15 protein-coding genes are annotated in these 17151 nt (G+C 63.2%); 6 read left to right on the forward strand and 9 right to left on the reverse strand.

The genetic code is table 11. From position 1 onward, the window contains the following. Window positions 1-7 precede the first annotated feature (7 nt). Genes J7392_RS20350 through J7392_RS20375 form a run of 6 tightly spaced genes read left to right on the forward strand, consistent with a single transcriptional unit; the run spans window position 8 to window position 6808 of the window. Window positions 8-925: an ABC transporter permease gene (locus tag J7392_RS20350; protein WP_136720362.1), complete on the forward strand. Its 918-nt coding sequence runs from the start codon at window positions 8-10 to the stop codon at window positions 923-925. Between the two features lies 1 nt (window position 926). Continuing rightward, complete coding sequence (locus J7392_RS20355; RefSeq protein ID WP_209219163.1) at window positions 927-1829, forward strand: ABC transporter permease; 903 nt, start codon at window positions 927-929, stop codon at window positions 1827-1829. A gap of 3 nt (window positions 1830-1832) precedes the next feature. Further along, window positions 1833-2831, forward strand: coding sequence for an ABC transporter ATP-binding protein (locus J7392_RS20360; RefSeq protein ID WP_209219164.1), 999 nt, complete (start codon window positions 1833-1835; stop codon window positions 2829-2831). Next, on the forward strand, window positions 2828-3823 hold the full coding sequence (locus J7392_RS20365; RefSeq protein ID WP_209219165.1) for an oligopeptide/dipeptide ABC transporter ATP-binding protein: 996 nt from the start codon (window positions 2828-2830) through the stop codon (window positions 3821-3823). Before J7392_RS20360 ends, J7392_RS20365 begins: the two co-directional genes overlap by 4 nt. Before the next feature lie 4 nt (window positions 3824-3827). Further along, window positions 3828-5417, forward strand: a complete 1590-nt coding sequence (locus J7392_RS20370; RefSeq protein ID WP_209219166.1) for a gamma-glutamyltransferase — start codon at window positions 3828-3830, stop codon at window positions 5415-5417. Next, window positions 5414-6808, forward strand: a complete 1395-nt coding sequence (locus tag J7392_RS20375) for a M20 family metallopeptidase (RefSeq protein ID WP_209219167.1) — start codon at window positions 5414-5416, stop codon at window positions 6806-6808. The genes J7392_RS20370 and J7392_RS20375 overlap by 4 nt, the downstream gene beginning before the upstream one ends. Before the next feature lie 32 nt (window positions 6809-6840). Here the strand turns inward: J7392_RS20375 and J7392_RS20380 are convergent, their stop codons facing one another. The 9 genes from J7392_RS20380 to glpD all read right to left on the reverse strand — a co-directional run bounded on the left by J7392_RS20380 (window position 6841) and on the right by glpD (window position 17150). Continuing rightward, window positions 6841-7968, reverse strand: a complete 1128-nt coding sequence (locus J7392_RS20380) for an iron-containing alcohol dehydrogenase (protein ID WP_209219287.1) — start codon at window positions 7966-7968, stop codon at window positions 6841-6843. Between the two features lie 8 nt (window positions 7969-7976). Beyond that, window positions 7977-9473, reverse strand: a complete 1497-nt coding sequence (gene glpK, locus J7392_RS20385) for a glycerol kinase GlpK (RefSeq protein ID WP_209219168.1) — start codon at window positions 9471-9473, stop codon at window positions 7977-7979. Window positions 9474-9549: 76 nt separating this feature from the next. Beyond that, window positions 9550-11247, reverse strand: a complete 1698-nt coding sequence (locus J7392_RS20390; protein ID WP_209219288.1) for an ABC transporter substrate-binding protein — start codon at window positions 11245-11247, stop codon at window positions 9550-9552. A gap of 85 nt (window positions 11248-11332) precedes the next feature. Further along, window positions 11333-11605 (reverse strand): DUF2160 domain-containing protein, encoded by a 273-nt coding sequence (locus J7392_RS20395; protein ID WP_067268456.1) that lies wholly within the window; start codon window positions 11603-11605, stop codon window positions 11333-11335. A gap of 15 nt (window positions 11606-11620) precedes the next feature. Further along, a complete protein-coding gene (locus J7392_RS20400) occupies window positions 11621-12508 on the reverse strand; it encodes a carbohydrate ABC transporter permease (protein WP_067268458.1) in 888 nt (295 codons plus the stop codon). Next, window positions 12508-13380, reverse strand: coding sequence for a sugar ABC transporter permease (locus J7392_RS20405; protein ID WP_067268460.1), 873 nt, complete (start codon window positions 13378-13380; stop codon window positions 12508-12510). The genes J7392_RS20400 and J7392_RS20405 overlap by 1 nt, the downstream gene beginning before the upstream one ends. After that, window positions 13377-14462, reverse strand: a complete 1086-nt coding sequence (locus tag J7392_RS20410; RefSeq protein ID WP_209219169.1) for an ABC transporter ATP-binding protein — start codon at window positions 14460-14462, stop codon at window positions 13377-13379. The genes J7392_RS20405 and J7392_RS20410 overlap by 4 nt, the downstream gene beginning before the upstream one ends. Continuing rightward, a complete protein-coding gene (locus tag J7392_RS20415; RefSeq protein ID WP_209219170.1) occupies window positions 14462-15547 on the reverse strand; it encodes an ABC transporter ATP-binding protein in 1086 nt (361 codons plus the stop codon). The genes J7392_RS20410 and J7392_RS20415 overlap by 1 nt, the downstream gene beginning before the upstream one ends. Window positions 15548-15560: 13 nt before the next feature. Then, window positions 15561-17150: a glycerol-3-phosphate dehydrogenase gene (gene glpD, locus J7392_RS20420; protein WP_209219289.1), complete on the reverse strand. Its 1590-nt coding sequence runs from the start codon at window positions 17148-17150 to the stop codon at window positions 15561-15563. Between the last annotated feature and the right edge of the window lies 1 nt (window position 17151).

The following is a 17151-nucleotide window of genomic DNA, read 5'->3' on the forward strand; positions in this document are numbered from 1 at the left end:
TGCACCCGTGCTTCAATTCATTCTCAAACGATTGGGACTGGCCCTTCTCGTGGCCTTCACCGTGTCGTTTATCAGCTTTAGCCTGCTGTTCCTGTCGGGCGACCCCGCCGCAGCACTTGCCGGTGAAACCGCCAGTGGCGAAGATATCGAGGCCCTGCGCCGTCTCTATGGTTTTGACCGGCCCATGCTGGTGCAATATGGCGAATGGCTGTTTTCGGCCCTTCAGGGCGATTTCGGCGAGAGCTACTATTTCCGCCTGCCCGTCGCCTCGCTCATCGCCGACCGATTGAGCGTGACCATGACGCTCGGCGTCTGCGGGATCACCTTCGCGTTGCTGACCGCCGTGCCCTTGGGCGTGGTCGCCGCGATCCGCCCCAATTCGATCATCGACCGTGTGGCACTCTTCATCTCGGTTGCCGGTCAGGCGATGCCGAGCTTCTGGTTCGGCCTCATCCTGATCGTGGTCTTCGCCATCCAACTGGGCTGGCTGCCGCCTTCGGGCACCGACACATGGCGCCATTTCATCCTGCCGACGGTGGTGCTGGGCTATTACGCTATGCCCGCCATCATGCGCCTGACGCGCGCGGGCATGCTGGACGTGCTGAACTCCGACTACATCCGCACCGCGCGGGCCAAGGGCGCGAACGAGCGCCGGGTGCTGTTCCGCCACGCGCTGCGCAATGCGATCATCCCGGTGGTCAGCCTCGCCGCCGTGCAGATGGGCTTCATGCTGGGCGGCTCCATCGTGGTCGAGTCGATCTTCGCGCTGCATGGCGCGGGCTATCTGGCGTGGGAGAGCATCGCGCGCAACGACCTGCCCACCGTGCAGGCGCTGATCCTGATCTTCTCGATGTTCTACATTGTTTTCACCTTCCTCGCAGACGTGCTGAACGCATGGCTCGACCCCCGCATGAGGAGCAGCTGACATGGCCACGGCAAGCACACATGACAGCCTTTTGGACGAAATCACCGGCCCGACCCCCGGCCAGATGCTGCGCAAGCGCATCTTCGGGCACCAAGGTCTGCTGATCGGGGCGGTCGTTCTGATCATCCTCACGATCATCGCGATCCTCGCGCCCTGGATTGCACCACATGATCCCTATGCCCAAAGCCTGATGACCCGGATGGAGCCCCCCGTTTTCATGGGCGGCGCATGGGAGCATCCCTTGGGCACCGACCATCTGGGCCGCGATTACCTGTCGCGCCTCATCTACGGTGCGCGGATTTCGCTGCTGATCGGGGCCGTGGCGGCGCTAATCTCGGGCCTGATCGGCACCGCCATGGGCGTGGCTGCTGGCTATTTCGGCGGCAAGGTCGACGCGGTCGTGACCTTCCTCATCAACGTGCGTCTCGCGATGCCGGTGGTTCTGGTGGCCCTTGCGGTCGTCGCGATCCTTGGCGGGTCACTTCAAGTGGTGATCATGGTGCTGGGCCTGCTTCTTTGGGACCGTTTCGCAGTGGTCATGCGCGCCTCGACCATGCAGGTGCGGCGACGCGAATATGTTGCCGCGGCGCAGGTGATCGGCGCCTCCACCCCGCGCATCCTTTTGTCCGAGATCATGCCCAACATCGCCAACAACCTGATCGTCGTCGTAACGCTAGAGATGGCCCATGCGATCCTTCTGGAAGCCGCACTGTCGTTCCTCGGCCTTGGGGTGCAACCCCCGACGCCGAGCTGGGGGCTGATGGTCTCCGAAGGTAAGAACATGATGTTGTTCGAGCCGTGGCTCGTGCTGATCCCGGGCGCCGTGCTCTTCGTGCTGGTGCTGGCGATCAACCTGATGGGTGACGGTCTGCGCGACGTCACCGCCCCCGAAAACCGGAGCTGACCCATGACAGAACCACTTCTGAGCGTCCGCAACCTGCGGCTCGACATTCCCACGGGCGGCGGCACCCTGCATGCGGTGCGCGGGATCGACTTCGACCTCAACCGTGGCGAGACCCTGTGCATCGTCGGCGAAAGCGGCTCGGGCAAATCGCTCACCTCGCTGGCGCTGATGGGGCTCTTGGGCAAATCCATCAAGCGAAACGCGGATCGGATGACCTTTGATGGCACCGAGTTGACCACCGCCAGCCAAGGCCAGATGCGCAAACTGCGCGGCGCGCGGATGGCGATGATCTTTCAAGAGCCGATGACCTCGCTGAACCCCGCCTATACGATCGGCGACCAATTGGCCGAGGCGCTGCTCTTGCACCGCAAGGTCAGCCGCCAACAGGCACGGGACCGGGCGATTGAACTCTTGGAGAAAGTCGGCATCACCGCCGCCGAGAGCCGCTTGTCGCAGTACCCGCACCAGCTCTCGGGCGGGTTGCGCCAGCGCGTGATGATCGCCATGGCGCTGATGTGCGAGCCGGAACTGATCATCGCGGACGAGCCGACCACCGCGCTCGACGTGACCATTCAGGCGCAGATCCTGCGGCTGTTGCACGATCTGGGCCGCGAGATGAACATGGCCGTGATCCTGATCACCCATGACCTCGGCGTTGTGGCCCGCGTGGCCGACAAGGTCGCTGTGATGTACGCGGGCGAGTTGGTCGAAACCGGCCCGGTGGGCGATATCTTTAACGCGCCCTCGCATCCCTACACCCGCGGGTTGCTGCGCTGCATTCCCCTGCCCGGTAAAACGGATCGCGGTGCGAAACTTGGCACCATTCCGGGCATCGTGCCCTCGCTGGTGGGCGAAGTCGAAGGCTGCGTCTTCCGTACCCGCTGCCCCCATGCGGTCGCCGAATGCCGTGGCGACATCCCCAAGCGCGAGGACGGCAACCACGCCTTCCGCTGCATTTTCCCCGATGGCAAACGCCAGTCCGAGAAGGAGCTGACCGTATGAAGGACAGCGTAAACACACCCCCGGTGCTGGAGCTTTCCGGCGTCAGCAAGACCTACCGGGTGAAACAGGGCATGTTCGGCAAGGTCAAACCGCTCACGGCGGTGAATGACGTGTCGCTGCAATTGGGCAAGGGCGAGGTGCTGGGCCTCGTCGGTGAATCCGGCTGCGGCAAATCCACCCTTGCAAAGATCCTCTTGGGGCTGGAGGAGCCGACCGCCGGTCACGTCAAGATCGACGGCGAAGAGATCACGCAGCAGGGCCGTCTGGCGCTGGCGCGGCGGATCCAGCCGATCTTTCAAGACCCCTATTCCTCGCTCAACCCGCGCAAGAGCATCTATGACGTGATCTCTCTGCCGCTGCGGGTGCACAACATCGGTGACGAGGAAAGCCGCAAGAAAAAGGTCAAAGAGATCCTCGACGTTGTGGGCCTGCCGCAACGGGTGATCAACACCTACCCCAGCCAGATGTCGGGCGGCCAGCGCCAGCGTGTGGCCATCGCCCGGGCGCTCATCATGAAACCCGAGGTGGTGATCTGCGACGAGCCGACCTCGGCGCTGGATGTGTCGGTGCAGAGCCAGATCCTCAACCTGCTGGGCGAGCTGCGCGAGGAGTTCGGCCTTACCTATCTCTTCATCAGCCATGATTTGGCGGTGGTCGAACACCTCGCCACCCGCGTGGCGGTGATGTATCTGGGCGAGATCGTCGAGCAGAACTCGGTCGCCGGGCTCTTTGACGCGCCGCGTCACCCTTACACCAAGGCGCTTTTGAAATCCGTGCTGACGCCCGAGCCCGGTTTGGGCGTGCCGGACACGCAGCTTGGCATGGCCTACCCGAACCCGATCGCGCCGCCGCCCGGTTGCCATTTCCACCCGCGCTGCCCGCGCGCCACGGATCTGTGCAAGCAAAAAGCACCGCGTCACACCCCGATCCCGCAGGGGCATGTCGCCTGCCATCTGCACGATCCGGAAACCCCCATGTACGAACAAGAGTAATCCCATGTCATCGAACCTGTCGCACAGCAGTCAAACCCGCAAAACCGTCATCGAAACCGAACATGGCGTCGTCGCCGCCCAGCATCGGTTGGCAGCAATCGCGGGGGCCGAGGTGCTTGCGGCAGGGGGAGACGCGGTGGATGCGGCTGTGGCCACCTCTTTCGTCATCGGCGTGTTGGAACCTTGGATGAGCGGCCCCGCGGGCGGCGGGGCGATGATGCTTTGGCGTGCGGAAGAAGGCCAAGCCCATGCGCTCAACCACGGCATGCGCAGCCCCGGCGCACTCGACCCGGCGAATTATCCGCTGAGCGGGCGAGGCAAGGCGGGCGATCTCTTCCCGTGGGAGCATGTCGAGGGGGACCGCAACGTCCAAGGCGCCACCGCCATCGCCGTGCCCGGCGTGGTCGACGGGCTGGGCCAAGCGCATGAACGTTTCGGCAAGATGCCTTGGGCCGATCTGCTTGCCCCGGCGGTGGAACATGCCCGCAAGGGTCTGTTGGTGGATTGGTATGCCGCGTTGGTCATCGCCTCTTGCACACGCGCCCTTGCGCAGGATGTGGATGCGGCGGACCTCTTTCTGGAAGACGGGCAGTGGCCCACGATCAGCGGTTGGACCGCGCTGGCCGAAAAGCGGCTGGACCAGTCGCGCATGGCCGACAGCCTTGACCAGATCGCGCGGCACGGGGCGCGCGCGCTTTATGATGGAGACCTTGGGGCCGCGATGGCGCGGGATGTGCAGGACAAGGGCGGCTGCCTCAGCCACGACGACCTGCAAGCCTACCGCGCCGAGTTCAGCGCGCCGCTCGACTTCGCCTACCGCGATGCCCGCTTCCATGTGGTGCCGGGGCTGACCGCCGGGCCAACCTTCCGCGATACTTTTACCTCTCTCTCGACCGAAGACCTCGGGAGCGCCCCCGGCCCAGACAGCTATGCCGCCATGGCCGAGGCCCTCAAAGGCGCCTATGCCCGCCGTCTGGGCTCCATGGGCGACACCGGCGAAAGCCCCGAGGCACCGGGCTGCACCACGCATTTCTCGGTCGTCGACCGCCACGGGAATATGGTGGCGCAGACCCAGACGCTCTTGTCGATCTTCGGCTCGCGCGTCGTCTCGCCCTCCACCGGCTTTTTGATGAACAACGGCATCATGTGGTTCGACCCGGTTCAGGGCCGCCCGAACTCGCTCGGGCCGAACAAGCGCTGCCTGATGAATGTCTGCCCCGTGATCGGCGAGCAGGGCGACAAACGCTTCGCCTTCGGCGCCTCCGGCGGGCGCAAGATTTTGGGCGCGGTGGCGCAACTGTCCTCCTTCATCACCGATTTCGACATGTCGCTCGAAGACAGCTTCCACGCGCCGCGCATTGACGCCTCGGACGCCAACCAGCTCATCGCCGATGAAAGCCTGCCGCGCGATGTGCTCGACCGGCTGCGCGAGAACAACGCGGTCGCCGAGACCAAACGCACGATCTTTCCCTACGCTTTCGCCTGCCCCGCAGGCGTGATGCGCGCGGGCGGGCAGAATTCCGGCTGCACCGAGATCATGTCGCCTTGGGGCGACGCCATTTCCGAAGATATGACAAAGGACATTCAAGCATGACCCGCGATCAAGCGATCGAAGCGATCTCGACCTATTTCGATGAGGGGACATTCCAAGCCGAACTGGCCAACCTCGTCTCCTACGAGACCGAGAGCCAGAACCCCGACCAAGCCCCCGAATTGAAACGCTATCTGGTCGAGACGATGGAGCCGCGGCTGACGGCGATGGGCTTTGCCTGTAGCTTTCATGACAATCCTGACCCGCGCGGCGGCCCCTTTCTGGTGGGCGAGCGCCGTGAGGGGGACGACCTGCCGACCGTGCTGACCTATGGCCACGGCGACGTGATCCGCGCCCAGACCGACCAGTGGCGCGAGGGGCTGTATCCTTTCAAACTGGTCGAAGAAGGTGACAAACTTTATGGCCGCGGCACCGCCGACAACAAGGGCCAGCACCTGATCAACATCGCCGCCATCGAAGCCGTTCTGAAAACCCGCGGCAAGCTGGGTTTCAACTGCCGCATCGTGATCGAGATGAGCGAGGAGACCGGCAGCGCGGGCCTGCCCGAGTTCTTTGCCGAACACCGCGAGGAACTGACCGCCGACGTGCTCATCGCCTCGGACGGGCCGCGGCTGCAACCTGAAGTGCCGACCATGTTCATGGGCTCGCGCGGGGGCGTGTCGTTCGATCTGATCGTCGACAAACGCGAAGGCGCGCATCACTCCGGCAACTGGGGCGGCTTGCTGGCCGATCCTGCAATGATCTTGGCGCAGGCCCTATCGACCATCACCGACAAACGCGGGCAAATCCAGATCCCCGCGTGGCGGCCCGACAGCCTGACCCCCTCGGTCCGCGCGGCGTTGAAAGATCTGCCGATCGAAAGCGATGATGGCCCCGCCATCGACAGCGACTGGGGCGAAGAAGACCTGACCCCGGTCGAGCGCGCCTATGGCTGGAACAGCTTTGCCATTCTCGCGATGAAAAGCGGCGTCCCCGAAGCGCCGGTCAACGCGATCTCGGCCCATGCGACGGCCACCTGCCAATTGCGCTATGTCGTCGGCACCGACCCCGAAGACATCCTGCCCGCCCTGCGCCGGCACCTTGATAAACAGGGGTTCGAGGATGTGCGGATCGAACCGCATGACCGCGGCTTCTTCCGCGCGACGCGGCTGGATGCGGATCACCCTTGGGTGAAGTTCGTAGCCGACTCTCTGACGAAAAGCGCCGGGAAAGCGCCGCATATCCTGCCCAACCTCGCAGGCTCGCTGCCCAATGACAGTTTCAGCGATATCTTGGGCCTGCCCACCGTCTGGGTGCCGCATTCCTACCGCAGCTGTTCGCAGCACGCGCCGGATGAACATGTGCTAAAACCCGTCTGCCGCGATGCGCTGCGGGTGATGGCGGGCGTGTTCTGGGACTTGGGCGAGGGTAACACGCCGCCGCGCGCCGCGTAAAACTGCCGGGCGGGGGCCGTGGCCCCTGCCCGCTACATTGCCGCGCGGATGCAGGCTTCGAGGGTTTCCGCCTCAAGCACGCAAGGGTTCGCACGCATGGAGGAAGAGGCCGCCGCCTCGCGGGCCGTCTCGCCCAGATCCGCATCTTCGGGGATCCAATGCTTCAACCGCTCCAACCCCCAATCATCCAGCATGGCGGTCAGCGCGTCAAAAGTGCCTTCCTCAGGCAGGTCGAACCCGTCGGAGAGCCACATCTGCACCTCCGAAAACCGGTCGGAGGCCCCCATCGCATCCCTGTTGGCCGCCAGAACCGGCCCGAGCAAACGCCCGCAAATCAGCCCATGCGGCGCGCCGAAACGCCCGCCGATCACACCCGCCAACCCATGCACGGCCCCGAGGCCCGCATTGGCCAGTGCCAAACCACCCGATAGGCTGACATAGGCCAGCGCATTCCGCGCGGCCTGTTCCTCGCCCTCGGCCAGACGCTTGAGCGCGGCAATGCCCTGCGGGATCGCGGCGCGGCAGAGCGCATCGGTCAGCGGGTTGGCTTTGCTGGACAGATAGGGCTCGATCACCTGCACCAAAGCGTCGAGGCCGGAGCCCAAAGTCACCCCGCGCGGCGCGCCATCGGTCAGCGCCGGATCGACCAAGGCCAGACGCGGCAGCATACGGTCGTCGCGCAGGCTGACTTTTCGCTCGGCGTCTGGCACGGCGATGACGGCATTTTTTGTCACCTCGGCTCCGGTGCCTGCGGTGGTGGGGATCGCGATCATCGGCAGGGGATCGGCCTGCAAGGGCTTGCCTGCGCCCACGACTTCGAGATGCTCCATCACGTCGCACTCCGACGGGATCAGCGCCGCTGCCGCCTTGGCAAGGTCGATCACCGCGCCGCCGCCCACGCCCAGCACCACCTGCGCCCCGCGCCCCGCCGCCACAGCGGCGCGCACGTCGTCGACCGATGGCTCGCCGCTGCCGCGCAACTGGGTCACCTCGCAGCCCGCCGCCGCCAAATCGCGCGCCAGTTCATCGACCCAAGCGACCGAGCCGCCGCGCAGCAAAAGCACCTGCCGCCCATAGGCGCGCGCGGCTGAGGCCGCTTCACCCGCGACACCGCGACCAAAGCGGATGCGCCCGGCGGTGGCGAAACCGAAAGGGGACATCCTCTGCATCAGAACTGCAACGTCGCCTGAACAGCCCGCTGCCAAGCGCCGTATTTCTCTTCGCGCGCGGCCTCGTTCATCTGGGTTTCAAACCGCCGATCAAGCGCCCATTCGCGAGCGAAACCCTCCATATCGGGGTAGATGCCCGCCCGCTGCCCGGCGAGCCACGCGGCCCCAAGCGCGGTAGTCTCCAGCACATCGGGGCGGTCCACCGAGGCGCCGATCACGTCCGAGAGGAACTGCATCGCCCAGTCACTGGCGCTCATCCCGCCGTCGACGCGCAGGGTCGCAATCTCGCCCGGCTGGCCTTGGGCGGCCCAATCGGCCTGCATCGCTTCCAAGAGGTCACGGGTCTGGTAGCCCACGCTTTCGAGCGCCGCCCGCGCGAGTTCCGCAGGGCCGGAGTTGCGCGTGAGCCCGTAGATCGCGCCGCGGCATTCGGCGTTCCAGTAAGGTGCTCCGAGGCCCACGAAAGCAGGCACCAGCACCACATTCTGATGCGGATCGGCCTGCTCGGCCAGAGCCTGCGTCTCGCCCGCCTCGCGGATCATCTTCAGCCCGTCGCGCAGCCATTGCACCACGGCCCCGGCAACGAAGATCGAGCCTTCGAGCGCATAGGTCGGCTTGCCGTCGAGTTGGTAGGCGATGGTGGTGAGCAACCGGTTGGTCGAGGTCACCGCCGTCTCGCCCGTGTTCAGCAGGGCAAAACAGCCGGTGCCATAGGTCGATTTCATCATGCCGGGCTGGAAACAGGCCTGCCCGATGGTTGCCGCTTGTTGGTCGCCCGCGACACCGAGGATTGGAATCTCGCGCCCAAAGAGGTCAGGCCGGGTGGTGCCGAAATCGGCGGCGCAGTCCTGCACCTCGGGCAGCATTTCGAGCGGCACGTCGAACATCTTGCAGATGGTCGTGCTCCAGCGGCCTTTGTGGATGTCATAGAGCATGGTGCGGGCGGCATTGGTGGCATCGGTCACATGGCGCGCGCCGCCGGTGAGCTTCCAGATCAGATAGCTGTCGACGGTGCCGAAAAGCAACTCGCCCGCCCGCGCCCGTTCGCGCGCGCCTTCAACATTGTCGAGGATCCATTTCAGCTTGGTGCCTGAGAAATAGGGATCGGCCAACAGGCCGGTGCGTTCGGTGATGATCTTGTCGTCGCCGCTTTCGCGCAGCGCGCGGCAGAAATCAGCGGTGCGGCGGTCTTGCCAGACGATGGCGTTATGGACGGGTTTGCCGGTCTTGGCGTCCCAGACCAGCGTCGTCTCGCGTTGGTTGGTGATGCCGATGGCCGTGATGTCATCGGGGCGCAGACCGGCCTTTTCGATCACCGCGCGGCAGGTGCCAGCGGTCGTCGACCACAGGTCGCCCGGATCATGCTCAACCCAGCCGGAGCGGGGGAAATGCTGCGGAAATTCTTCTTGGGCCGTGGCCGTCACCGACATGTTGCCGTCAAAGATGATCGCCCGTGAGGAAGTGGTTCCCTGATCAATGGCGAGGATATGGGTCATGGCGCGGCCCCCGGATGTTGGATGAAACGAAAAAGGGGCCGGAACGCTGCTGCGTCCCGGCCCCCGAAAGTTTGGCTTACTGCCAGGACTTGATCAACTCTTCGTAGCTGATGGTCTCGGGCTCGGGGTCTTCATTGTCGAGCTTGGCAACGGGCGAACCTTCCTGCTCAAGCCAGTAGGAGGCTTCACGCTCCTCGTTCATTTTCGGACCCAGATCACCTTGGACGCCTGCGCGCTCAAGACGTTCCATGACCTTTTCCTGCTCGGCACAAAGGCTGTCGAGCGCTTCCTGAGGTGTTTTCGCACCCGACATCGCGTCGCCGATGTTCTGCCACCACAGCTGCGCCAGCTTGGGGTAATCCGGCACGTTCGTCCCAGTGGGCGACCATGCGGTGCGCGCGGGCGAACGGTAGAATTCCACCAGACCGCCGAGTTTCGGCGCGCGCTCGGTGAAGCTGTCGTGCTGGATGGTGGACTCGCGGATGAAGGTCAGACCGGCATGGGCCTTTTCCACGTCCACGGTTTTCGAGGTCACGAACTGCGCATAGAGCCATGCGGCCTTGGCGCGGTCGACGGGCGTGCTTTCCATCAGCGTCCAGCTGCCCACGTCTTGATAACCAACCTTCTGGCCTTCTTTCCAGTAGGCGCCATGCGGGCTGGGGGCCATGCGCCACTTGGGCGTGCCGTCTTCGTTCAGCACGGCCTTGGCGCTGTCGTTCACCATGTCGGCGGTGAAGGCGGTGTACCAGAACATCTGCTGGGCGATGGCACCCTGCGCAGGCACCGGACCGGCTTCGCCGAAGGTCATGCCAGCGGCTGCGGGGGGCGTGTACTTCTCAAGCCATTCGATGGACTTGGTGATCGCATAGACCGCCGCCGCATCGTTGGTGGCACCACCGCGGGTCACACAGGAACCGACGGGCTGCGAGTTCTCGTTGACGCGGATGCCCCATTCGTCGACCGGCAGGCCGTTGGGCTCACCCACGTCGCCGCCGCCCGCCATGGACAGCCACGCATCGGTATAGCGCCAGCCAAGGCTCGGGTCTTTCTTGCCGTAGTCCATGTTGCCATAGACTTCGACGCCGTCGATCGTGCGGCCGGTGAAGAATTCGGCGATGTCTTCGTAAGCGGACCAGTTGACCGGCACGCCCAGGTCATAGCCGTATTTCTCTTTAAATTCGGCCATCAACTCAGGATCGGTGAACCAGTCCTGACGGAACCAGTAAAGGTTCGCGAACTGCTGGTCGGGCAGCTGATACAGCTCGCCATCGGGCGAGGTGGTGAAATCAAGGCCGATGTAGTCATCGAGATCGAGACCGGGGTTGGTCACGTCCTTGCCTTCGTTCGCCATCCAGTCGGTCAAGCTGCGCGCCTGCTTGTAGCGCCAGTGCGTGCCGATCAGGTCACTGTCGTTGATATAGGCGTCATAGATGTTCTCGCCCGACTGCATCTGCGTTTGCAGTTTCTCAACCACGTCACCTTCGCCGATCAGGTCGTGAGTGATGTTGATGCCGGTGATCGCGGTGAAGGCCGGGGCCAGCACGTTGGCTTCGTATTCATGGGTGGTGATCGTCTCGGACACGACTTTGATGTCCATGCCTTTGAACGGCTCGGCAGCGTCGATGAAGAATTGCATCTCCGCTTCCTGCTCTTCGCGGCTCAGCGCGGAGCGTTCGATTTCCTCGTCGAGGAACTTCTTCGCGGCTTCCATATCCGCGAATGCTGGTCCGGCGAGCAGACCGAGCGTGACCGCCAAAGCGGTAGTCGATTTCATGACAGATCGTTTCATTATGTCCTCCCTAGACATTTGGTCGTGTCGTATGGCGGCCCCGGTTGCCCGGGGTCCGCCGTGATAGCGCCTAGACCCAGCGAAATACGGCTGCGGCATAGGCAAGGCAGACCAGCAGCGCATAGGGCTGCGGACCCGCCTCGAAACCCAGCCAGATCAAATTGATAAAGGCCGAGCCGAGAAGCGTGATGAACAGACGGTCACCACGGGTTGTCTCAATCCTGAGGATGCCCACACGGGGCGTCTCAGGGAATTTGATCGCGAGGATCGTGAAGGTCACGAGTAACAGCGCGATGACACCGAAGAAGATCGCGGTGGGCATGGTCCAAGCCATCCAAGACATGGGCGGTCTCCTCTCTTATACCCGCCCGAGGGCAAAGCCCTTGGCGATGTAGTTGCGGACGAAATAGATCACCAGCGCCCCCGGCACGATGGTCAGCACACCCGCCGCGGCCAAGACCCCCCAGTCGAGGCCCGAGGCCGAAACGGTGCGGGTCATGGTAGCGGCGATGGGTTTGGCATCGACCGAGGTCAGCGTGCGCGACAGCAGCAGTTCCACCCATGAGAACATGAAGCAGAAGAAGGCCGCGACCCCGATGCCGCTGGCAATCAGCGGGGTGAAGATGCGGATAAAGAAACGCGGGAAGGAATAGCCATCAAGATAGGCCGTCTCGTCGATCTCTTTCGGCACGCCGCGCATGAAACCTTCGAGGATCCAAACCGCGAGCGGCACGTTGAACAGGCAGTGTGCCAGCGCCACCGCGATATGCGTGTCAAAGAGATTGACCGAGGAGTAGAGCTGAAAGAACGGCAGCGCGAAAACGGCAGGCGGCGACATCCGGTTCGTCAGCAGCCAGAAGAACAGGTGTTTGTCGCCCAGAAACGTATAGCGCGAGAAGGCATAGGCCGCCGGCAGCGCCACAGCGAGCGAGATCACCGTGTTCATCACCACATAAATCAGACTGTTCACATAGCCCATGTACCAGCTCGGATCGGTGAGGATCTTGGCATAGTTCGCCAGCGTCAGGTCCCGCGGATAGAGCGAGAAGGACCCGAGGATTTCGGCGTTGGTCTTGAGGCTCATGTTGATGAGCCAATAGATCGGCAGCATCAGGAACAGCAGGTAGAGCGTCATCACCACCACCGAGCCCTTGGGCCGGAAGCGGCTGCGCCGGGTGCGTTTGGCAGCGGTCACGTCACCCGGAATGGGCGCGGCGCCGGGGGCTTGCACGGTTGTGTCGGTCATCACACACCATCCCTTTTGTCGAGGTTGACCATCACGGTGTAGAACACCCATGAAATCAACAGGATCACGAGGAAATACATCAGGCTGAACGCCGCTGCGGGGCCGAGGTCAAACTGGCCGATGGCCATTTTCACCAAGTCGATGGACAGGAAGGTCGTGGCATTGCCCGGCCCGCCGCCGGTCACGACGAACGGCTCTGTATAGATCATGAAGCTGTCCATGAAGCGCAGCAGAATGGCGATCATCAGCACGCCGGCCATCTTGGGCAGTTCGATGTAGCGGAACACGGCCCAACGGCTGGCTTGGTCGATCTTGGCCGCCTGATAGTAAGCGTCCGGAATGGATTGCAGACCGGCATAGGCCAAGAGGGCCACCAGAGAGGTCCAGTGCCAGACATCCATGACCACAACCGTGATCCACGCCGAGGTGATATCTTGGGTGTAGTTATAGGTGATGCCCAGCTTGTCGAGCGTATAGCCCAAAAGGCCAATGTCGACGCGGCCAAAGATCTGCCAGATGGTGCCGACCACGTTCCACGGAATCAACAGCGGCAGGGACATCAGGACAAGGCAGAAACTGGCCCAGAACCCGTTCTTGGGCATGTTCAGCGCGACGAAAATGCCAAGCGGGATCTCGATCGCCAGAATGACGCCCGAGAAGATCAACTGACGGCCTAGCGCGTCCCACATCCGGTCGCTGTCGAGCATGTCGGAAAACCACTCCAGCCCGGCCCAGAAAAACTCGTTCCGGCCGAAGGTGTCTTGCACCGAGTAGTTGACCACGGTCATCAGCGGGATCACGGCCGAGAAGGCCACGAGGATCAGCACCGGCAGGACAAGGAACCATGCCTTTTGGTTGACGGTCTTGTTCATGCGGCCTCTCCCTCTGCGCTGATGCGCCAATCGTCGTCATAGACGTTGATGCCCGCCGGATCGAAACTGATCGCGGTGTTTTCGCTCGGCACTGTCGCGCCCTCCTCGGCGATGGCGCTGACCTGCTGGCCTGCCACGTCGAGACGGATGATCTTGTGACGGCCCACATCCTCGACACGGGTCACCTTGGCCGGAAGGCCCAGACCTTCGCCATTGATCCGAACGAATTCAGGCCGGACGCCCAGTTGCGTTTTCTGGCCCTTGGGGGCGTAGGTCTTGTTCAAATTGACACTCGTGCCCGCGACTTGTGCCGCATTGCCCGCGATCTGTGCGTCAAAGAGGTTCATCCCCGGCGAGCCGATGAAATAGCCCACGAAAGTATGCGCGGGCCGCTCGAAAAGCTCTTGCGGCGTGCCGATCTGCACGACGCGGCCATCGTACATGACCACCACCTTATCGGCGAAGGTCAGCGCCTCGGTCTGGTCATGGGTGACGTAGATCATCGTGTGGCCGAATTCGTGGTGCAGCGATTTGAGCTGCGTGCGCAGTTCCCACTTCATATGGGGGTCGATCACCGTGAGCGGCTCGTCGAACAAGAGCGCGTTCACGTCCTCGCGCACCATGCCCCGGCCCAGCGAAATCTTCTGTTTGGCATCCGCCGTAAGGCCCCGCGCCTTGCGGTTCAGCTCGTCTTCCATGCCGATCATCTTGGCGATCTGCTGGACCCGGGACGCGACATAGGAGGCATCCGCGCCACGGTTGCGCAGCGGGAAGGCCAGATTGTCATGCACGGTCATCGTGTCGTAAACGACCGGGAACTGGAAGACCTGCGCGATGTTGCGCTCAGCGGTCGGCGCATGGGTAACGTCTACATCATTGAATAGGATGCGCCCCTGCGAAGGCTGCAAAAGCCCCGAGATGATGTTGAGCAGTGTGGATTTGCCACAGCCCGAGGCGCCCAAAAGCGCATAGGCTTCGCCGTCGATCCAATCGTGGTTCAATTCCTTGAGGGCGAAATCATCCTCACCGCTGGGATTGGGCAGATAGGAATGGGCGAGGTTATCAAGCGTGATCTTGGCCATTATGCCGCCTCCGCATAGGGCGCGGCCGAGACGAGCGCCCCGTTCGCGTCAAACAGGTAGATATGCGCCGGGTCCAGATAGACCGGCAGCGGCTGGCCGGGCTGCAAATGCTGAATGCCATGCACCAGACCGACCCATTTCGCACCGTGGTAATCGAGGTGGATAAAGGTCTCCGACCCCGTGATCTCGGTCACGTTCAGCACGGCGTCAAAGCCGATGGCCTCGGGCGCCTGCGCGCTCAGCGTGAGGTGGTTGGGGCGGAAACCGGCGGTATATTCGCCGTCACGCAAGCTCGCCATCGTGGCGGGCGCCGCCATCTCACCGCCGTCGAAACGCAGTGTGTCGCCCGATTTGGTCATGCTAAGGAAGTTCATCGGCGGGTCAGAGAACACCCGCGCCGTGGTCGCATTCTCGGGCCGGCGGTAGACACTCGGCGTCGGGCCGAATTGCGTAACGCGGCCTTCCCAGAGCGTCGCGGTATTGCCGCCCAGAAGCAGCGCCTCTTCAGGCTCGGTCGTCGCATAGACAAAGATCGACCCGGCGCGCTCAAAGATACGCGGGATTTCGGCACGAAGTTCTTCGCGCAGCTTGTAGTCGAGGTTGGCCAGCGGCTCATCCAAGAGCACCAGCCCGGCATTCTTGACCAGCGCCCGCGCCAAGGCGCAGCGCTGCTGCTGGCCGCCCGAAAGCTCCAGCGGTTTGCGGTCAAGCATCGGGGTGAGCTGCATCAGCTCGGCGGTTTCGCGCACGGCACGATCGATCTCATCCTTCGACTTGCCCATCAGCTTCATCGGAGAGGCGATGTTGTCGTAAACCGTCATCGAGGGGTAGTTGATGAACTGCTGATAGACCATGGCGACCTTGCGGTCCTGCACCCGCATGCCGGTCACGTCTTCGCCGTTCCAGATCACCTGCCCCGTACCCGGCACATCGAGCCCCGCCATCAGCCGCATCAGCGACGTCTTGCCCGAGGATGTTGGCCCCAAAAGCACGTTCATCGTGCCTTTTTCCAAGGTCAGGTCGGTCGGGTAGATATGCGTTTGGCCGCCTACCGTCTTCGACACGTTCTTCAGGATCAAACTCACGTTCGACCTCCCCTCATTCCGCCGCAGAGGCGGCTTGTTTCGCCGCGCGCATCTGCATCCATTCATCGAGACGCGCGATCTGCGTCTCGTCCATTCGCAGGCCCAGCTTGCTGCGGCGCCAGACGACGTCCTCTGCGCTGAGGGCATATTCCTTGTTCATCAGCCAAGCGACCTCGCGCGCGGTGAGGGTGGCCCCGAAATGCTCGCCCATATCCGCCAGCGTCTTGGCCTCGCCCGCCATCGCCCAAGCATCCGTACCATAGGCGCGGATCAGCCGTGCAGCCCAGCTTTCATCCAGAAAGTCATAATCCGCTTTCAGCCGCGCGATCAACTGCGCCACGCCGTCCACCGGGAAATTACCGCCGGGCAGGGCGACGCCTGCGGTCCAATGGCCTGACAGCCCGTCGAAATGCGGCGCGATCAGCTCCAGCGCGTCTTCGGCCAGTTTGCGGTAGGTTGTGATCTTGCCGCCAAAGACATTGAGGATCGGCGCGCCGCCGGTCTTGTCGACCTTGAGCGTATAGTCCCGCGTCGCCGCCGTGGCGCTGCTGGCCCCGTCGTCATAAAGCGGACGCACGCCGGAATAGGTCCAGACGATATCTTTGCGGGTGATGTCCTGCTTGAGATAGCCGTTCACAAAGTCGATCAGGTAGTCCTGCTCTTCGGGCGTGCATTCCGGGGTGACCGTCGGATCAGGGTGATCGGCATCCGTGGTGCCGATTAGCGTGAAATCCTGCTCATAGGGGATCGTGAAGATGATCCGCCCATCGGTGCCTTGGAAGAAATAGCATTTGTCATGATCGTAGAGCCGCTTGGTCACGATATGGCTGCCGCGCACCAGCCGCACCCCTTCGGAGGAGTTCAGCCGCGCGGTGTTGTGGATAATGTCGCCGACCCACGGGCCACCCGCGTTGACCAGCATCTTGGCGTGGATCACTTCGCGCTGGCCATCCGCGCCATGCTCTACGGTGACCGCCCAGCCATCGGCGCTGCGGTCGGCAGAGACGACTTTGGTCCGGGTCATGATACGCGCGCCGCGCAGTTCCGCGTCGCGGGCGTTCAGCACAACAAGGCGGGAGTCTTCGATCCAGCAGTCGGAATACTCAAACGCCTTCTCGAACCGGTCCTCCAGCGGTGCCCCTTCGGGCGTACCGCGCAAGGACAGGCTGCGTGTGGCGGGCAGGATTTTACGCCCGCCGAGGTTGTCATAGAGGAACAGGCCCAGACGGATCAGCCATGCCGGGCGGCGGCCCCGCATCCACGGCATGAACAACCGCAGCAGTTTAGAGGTCGGCGTGTCGCCCTCGAACCGCATGTCGCGGTGATAGGGCAGCACGAAACGCATCGGCCAAGAGATATGCGGCATCGCCTTCAGCAGCACCTCGCGCTCGGTCAGCGCGTGGCGCACAAGGCCGATCTCGAAATACTCAAGGTAACGCAGCCCGCCGTGGAAAAGCTTGGTCGAGGCCGAAGAGGTCGCCGAGGCCAGATCGTTCATCTCGGCCAAGGTCACGCTCAGACCCCGGCCTGCCGCGTCGCGCGCGATCCCGGCGCCGTTAATGCCACCACCGATGACGAATAGATCGACCGAGGCAGCGGCCATA

This window comes from Sulfitobacter sp. R18_1 (genome assembly GCF_017743915.1).
Taxonomy (GTDB): domain Bacteria; phylum Pseudomonadota; class Alphaproteobacteria; order Rhodobacterales; family Rhodobacteraceae; genus Sulfitobacter; species Sulfitobacter faviae.